This window comes from Actinotignum schaalii, assembly GCF_028864145.1.
Lineage (GTDB): Bacteria > Actinomycetota > Actinomycetes > Actinomycetales > Actinomycetaceae > Actinotignum > Actinotignum schaalii_B.
Genome location: NZ_JARBHJ010000062.1, coordinates 1 through 5,227 on the forward strand (window position 1 = coordinate 1; position 5,227 = coordinate 5,227).

6 protein-coding genes are annotated in these 5,227 nt (G+C 60.5%); all 6 read left to right on the forward strand.

Annotated elements, in window-relative coordinates; genetic code table 11:
• The first annotated feature begins 152 nt into the window (after window positions 1-152).
• From PWJ82_RS09415 to PWJ82_RS09440, 6 genes are read left to right on the forward strand one after another with little or no spacing between them, the layout of a single operon-like run.
• Complete coding sequence (locus tag PWJ82_RS09415; RefSeq protein ID WP_274734376.1) at window positions 153-839, forward strand: hypothetical protein; 687 nt, start codon at window positions 153-155, stop codon at window positions 837-839.
• A gap of 41 nt (window positions 840-880) precedes the next feature.
• Complete coding sequence (locus PWJ82_RS09420; RefSeq protein ID WP_274734377.1) at window positions 881-1,081, forward strand: hypothetical protein; 201 nt, start codon at window positions 881-883, stop codon at window positions 1,079-1,081.
• Window positions 1,082-1,090: 9 nt separating this feature from the next.
• Window positions 1,091-1,495 carry a PrgI family protein gene (locus PWJ82_RS09425; protein WP_274734378.1) on the forward strand — a complete coding sequence of 135 codons (405 nt, stop codon included), beginning with the start codon at window positions 1,091-1,093 and terminating at the stop codon, window positions 1,493-1,495.
• Between the two features lie 49 nt (window positions 1,496-1,544).
• On the forward strand, window positions 1,545-3,836 hold the full coding sequence (locus tag PWJ82_RS09430) for a VirB4-like conjugal transfer ATPase, CD1110 family (RefSeq protein WP_274734379.1): 2,292 nt from the start codon (window positions 1,545-1,547) through the stop codon (window positions 3,834-3,836).
• A complete protein-coding gene (locus PWJ82_RS09435; RefSeq protein ID WP_274734381.1) occupies window positions 3,836-4,873 on the forward strand; it encodes an RCC1 domain-containing protein in 1,038 nt (345 codons plus the stop codon). Before PWJ82_RS09430 ends, PWJ82_RS09435 begins: the two co-directional genes overlap by 1 nt.
• On the forward strand, window positions 4,870-5,154 hold the full coding sequence (locus PWJ82_RS09440; RefSeq protein WP_274736421.1) for a hypothetical protein: 285 nt from the start codon (window positions 4,870-4,872) through the stop codon (window positions 5,152-5,154). The genes PWJ82_RS09435 and PWJ82_RS09440 overlap by 4 nt, the downstream gene beginning before the upstream one ends.
• Window positions 5,155-5,227: the final 73 nt, after the last annotated feature.

The window sequence follows — 5,227 nt, forward strand, 5'->3', positions numbered from 1 at the left end:
GGGTCTTTTAGTCCTGGGGGGGGGGGTTTTTACGGTGTGGGAGGCGCTAACAGTGTAAAAGAGGGGCGGGGCCGTATATTGCTGGCCGGCCCAGCCCCCACTTTTTTCGAAACATGTGGCCATGAAAATAAACGTTTTTGTGAGGTAAAAGAATGAAGAAAACAACGACTGCTATTGCTGTGTCTACGTTGGCTTTCCTTGCTTTGCCGGCAGCCAACGCGGCAGAGCTGGCACCAGAAGTAACGGCTCCCACGGCCGGGGCTGTGGCGGCTGGTGAGACGCCGCTTGTAAGGGACGCGGGAACGGCCTCCGTTCGAGCGGCGGAACCGAGTGATGTGGGGGATACCCCGCCTACGCCAGGAGACGAACCGGCACCCGTGCCAGATGTTCCTGAGCCGCCGACGCCTGGCGGGGAGCCGGCACCCGTGCCGGAGCCTCCTGCACCTCCCACGCCGGGCGAGGAGCCGGCTCCGGTGCCGCCCAGCCCCGAGCCTGATCCCGCGCCTGAACCTGAACCTGCGCCGGAGCCTGTCCCGGAGCCGGGTGTTCCCTCGCCTGACGCGGGTAGCGATACTTTGCCGAGCGTCGAGGATGAAGCACCGGGCGTAGAGGCGTCTTCTTCTTATGAGTGGGATACCGATGAGGGGCGGGTGTATAGCGCCGCTGCGCGCTCTGCCGGTTCGTATTCGGGCAAATATGCTGCGGCTTCTCATCGGCTTGCTGATTCGGGTAGCGCTTCGGCGTCGAGTGCTTATCTGGCTTTGGCGGCGATCACGGCCGGCGGCCTATGCATCGCTGCTACACGCCGGCGGGGGTATGTGGCGAAGCACGCCGCATAACCACCCTTAATCAGGCTTTCGTTTTTGAAAGGAAAAAGACCATGGATTTGAATGAACTTCTCGATCTCTCCGCTAGATTCGCCACCGCAGGCGGTGGTATTTGGGCTATTTGGGGCGTGATCACGTTGGCTGGTGGGTTGCGTAGCCATGATGGTCAGCAGACCCAGACGGGAATGTGGCAGGCGCTTGGCGGGGTCATGATTGTGGCTGCCGCCCAGCTCTTCAAAACCATCGCAATATAGGCGTGACTCATGGCTTTTGAGGTTCATGTTTACCGCGAGGTGACCGCCTACCAGCCGAAAGTCCTCTTTGGGTTCTCCTGGCGTCAGCTCGCAGCGTTGAGCATCGCCCTCCCGGTAGCTGTCCTTTCTTATTGGGGCTGCTACCGGGCCGGACTTGACGATCTCGGTGTCGTGATCGTTTTCGCGGTGATGGTTCCGGCGGCGATGTTTGGGTGGTGGCGCCCGATGGGCATACCCGCAGAAAAGTATGTGGGTTATGCGTGGGAGTACCGTTTCGGGCGACGCCGCTACCTCTACCACCAAATAGCAGATGATGTGGGGTTTAGTGATGGGCAAAAGAACACAACAACAGCAAGGCGCGCCCGTTCCGGGCGTCTTCGTCGGGAGTACGTCTCCTTCGAAACAAACAACTAACACGCCCCGGCGGCGTCGCCGGTCGCGCAGCGCGAAGAGCGCTACCGGTATGTCGGCTGCTCCGGGGAGTGTGCAAGCAAAAATCCCATACGAGGGACTCACCCAGACCGGGCTGGCCTGGCTTGGCGGCAACACCTATTCGGCGACGCTTGAACTCTCGGATGTGAATTATTCTCTCGCGCCAAGCGAGGTACAGGAGGGCGTGATTGAGAAATACGCACGCTTCCTCAACTCACACCTTTCCGGCACGCACGTGCAAATCCAACTGATCAACCAGGTGTTGGATAAGGAAACGCTGGCGCGGGGTGTGGCCCTCGCTATGCGTGGAGACGGCCTTGACGGCTGGCGTAGCGAATACAACACCTTGATCTCCTCCCGCCTAGCAACGGGCCGCAATAACTGCGTTAGCCGTAAATACGTAACCCTAACTATCGAGGCGGAGGGCGTGGAGGAGGCTAAGACCACGCTTTCACGCATGGTCACGACCGCTAGTGCCGCGCTGCGAGAGATTGAGGGTTGTCAGGCCCGCCAACTAAACGGAGGCGAACGCCTGGCCTTGATGACGTATTTCCTGCGGCCAGATGCACCGAGGTTTGATTACGCTCAGCTCCTGGCCAGTAACCTCACAACGAAAGACGTGGCGGCACCTCTCTCGCTGGATGTGGGGCGTGATCATGTGGACGCGGGCGGACGGCTTTGGCAAAGCCTCGTGTTGCGGGACTTCCCGGCCTTTATTTCCGACCAGCTCCTCGCCGAACTGGCCGATCTGCCCCTGGATATGGCAGTGTCGATTCATATTGGCCCGCTCTCGCAAAAGAAGGGCCTTGACCTGGTTAAGGCTCAGATCGCTGGCATGGATATCCAGCGGGGTAACGAGCAACGCCGACTCCTCAAACAAGGCTTGTCGAGTGACCTGATGCCGCATGAGTTGCAAGCATCTTTCGAGGAAGCAACCGAACTACGCACCCAGCTCGAACGCTCTAACGAAAAACTCTTCCGCACCACAATAGTGATCGCTGTCGGGGCAGACAGCGAGGGGGAGCTTGCGGGGCGGGTTGAGCGCGTGAAAACCCTCGCCGCGAAGCACTCATGCAACCTGGAGACATTGCGGTATATGCAGCTCGACGGCCTCGGGGCGACCCTCCCTTTGGGTGTGTGTCGCCTGCCGGTGTTTCGTACCCTCACCACCGGCGCACTAGCCGTCATGGTGCCGTTCACAACCGCGGAGCTGATGGAAGACGACGGCGATTTTTACGGCATTAATGCTCGCTCGAAGAACTTGATTGTGGCGGATCGGCGGCGAGGCATGAACGCCAATGCTTTCATTCTCGGTACCACCGGGTCAGGTAAAAGCCAGTTCGCGAAATTTGCGATGCTGCAAACCTTCCTTCGCCGGCCTACCGATGAGCTGCTCATTATTGACCCTGACCGCGAATACGTGCCACTAGCTTCGGTGATGGGTGCGAACCGGGTGATCGTCTCGTCTAGCTCACCGGACTCGATCAACCCCCTCGAGGTAGACAAACGCGCGGGCGGGGAGAGTATTCAGGAGAAGTGCGGGGTGGCGCTTTCCCTCCTCGAGGTGCTGCTCGGCGGAGAAGCGGGTCTTTCGGCTTCGGAGCGGTCGATCATCGACCGGTGCGTGGCCCGGCTCTACCGTGACTATTTGAATACTGACGAGGCAGTTTCCCCGACCCTCACAGATTTATATGACGCGCTCTCACGCGAAACTGATGGTGAGGGGCGCGAGCTTGCCCGCGGCCTTGAACTCTACGCCAGCGGGAGTGCTTCCGGGTTTGCCCGCGCCACCTCCATCAACCGTGACAACCGGGTGACAGTCTTCGACACCGCCGACTTGTCTAGGGATGTGCAGACGTTCGGGATGATGGTTGTTCTTGAAGAGATTTGGGGGCGGATCAAAACCAACCGCGCGGCCGGCATCCGTACTTGGGTGTACGTGGACGAATTCCACACCCTTTTCGCGAACCCGCACGCGGCCGCATATTTTGAAGCGATGTATAAGCGGGTGCGGAAGTGGGGCGCCTCGATGACGGGTATCACCCAGAACATCGAAGAATTGCTTGGCAATAAGGCCGCCCGGCTTATGCTCTCCAACTCGGATGGGCTTTTCTTACTCAACCAACAGGCTACCGACGGTGCTGCGTTAGCGGATTTGCTCAAGTTGTCGGGTGAGCAGGCGGCGTTTTTCACGAACCAAGCACCAGGCAAAGGCTTGCTTCGCCTGGGCGGTGTGCTTGTGCCTTTCGATAACACGATGCCATCCAGTAGCCGGCTCTATGAGTTGTTTTCCACGAAATTCGAAGACAAGGCGGCCAGATAATGATTGATCAAAGCATTGGAGCTGAAGCGCTCTATATTATTGCCACGACTCAAGGCGGCGTTCCAGGCGTGTTGGAAGACATCGCCTCTCATCCGAATGTTTATCCCGAGCTTGCTGCCTGGGCGAACTTCGCGCGGGTGGTAGGAGCCGGGCGTGCCGGTGAGGTTCCCACACCCCCACAAACCGTGGCATTTTCCGAACCAGTGACGTCTCCGCTAGCGCCGGTCGTGGATGTCGAGACCATCTCGCCTCGAGCAGACGGTCGACGGCGGCGGGGCGGGAGCGGGCTACCCGGACACGGGAATTTGGCTCGCAACCTCACTATCGGGGCCGCCCTCGCATGTCTCGCGCTCATGGTCGCGGCTTTGTGGGTCATGAAAAAACCGACCGGTGACGTCGCGACATCACAGCCACCCACACCAACGACGTCAGTAGTATCACCGACATCGGAGACCGCGCCCGCGCCTGCGGCGGGCGTGCTGGAAGCCTCCGGTAAAGGACACATGTGTATAGCGCGCGGGAAGATCGTGTCGTGTATTGGGGCTGGGGAGCGCGGACAGAACGCTTCCCACACCTTCGATGCAGACGTGAAAATCTTGGCGGCGGGTGGGGACACCACCTGCGCGAGCACCGGCGTGGGCGTGGTGTGCTGGGGTGATAACCGGTGGAGCCAAGCAGGCCAGCAACCCTCCGATACCCAAGCACCGGCGGCGGTCTCGGGACTCGAAGCCCTCGAGGTGAAAGACATCGCGGTGGGGGATGCGCACGCCTGCGCCCTCACGAACACCGGGGTGTGGTGTTGGGGTACGGACTACAACGGACAACTCGGGGGCGGTGCCCAAGGTGATAAAGCGAGCTTGGCCCGCCAAGTCACCCTCCCTGGTGATGCACGGGTGACGTCACTCGTTGCTTCGCGGTTCGCCACCTGCGCGAGGAATGATGAGGGTCGGGCGTGGTGTTGGGGGTCGAACGACAAACAAGCACTAGCCGATAGCCCGGCGGGGATTGTGGGCGTGATAGAGAAGAGCGGGCTGTGAGCAGCGTTCTTTCCTCGATGAATATCCGCGATACCTCCAGCAAAAAAGCCGCGAATGTACATGCCAAACACGACTCCCATCTCGTGGGTAAGGCTGGGCGGCTTGTGGGAGATGTTCGTGAGCTACGCAGTTTCGAGGGCGGTGAGGTCGATGAGCAAGTCGGTACGGCCTTCTCCATCGCAGGCCGGAAAGCGGGCCGTAAAACCTGGAACACTGCCAAGCGGCATATTACGGTACTGCGCGGGCCCCGCCCCCCCCCCACCCCCGGCTCTCCACATTAGGGGCGCCCGCGCCCCGCCCCACCCGCCCCCCCCCCCCCACGCCCCGCCACCCCTACGCCCTCCTGGCCCCCAT

Bases quoted from the DNA above. Each gene is read 5' to 3' on its own strand.
- PWJ82_RS09415 (WP_274734376.1), top strand. From the start codon at position 153: ATGAAGAAAACAACGACTGCTATTGCTGTGTCTACGTTGGCTTTCCTT.
- PWJ82_RS09425 (WP_274734378.1), top strand. From the start codon at position 1,091: ATGGCTTTTGAGGTTCATGTTTACCGCGAGGTGACCGCCTACCAGCCG.
- PWJ82_RS09435 (WP_274734381.1), top strand. From the start codon at position 3,836: ATGATTGATCAAAGCATTGGAGCTGAAGCGCTCTATATTATTGCCACG.
- PWJ82_RS09420 (WP_274734377.1), top strand. From the start codon at position 881: ATGGATTTGAATGAACTTCTCGATCTCTCCGCTAGATTCGCCACCGCA.
- PWJ82_RS09430 (WP_274734379.1), top strand. From the start codon at position 1,545: ATGTCGGCTGCTCCGGGGAGTGTGCAAGCAAAAATCCCATACGAGGGA.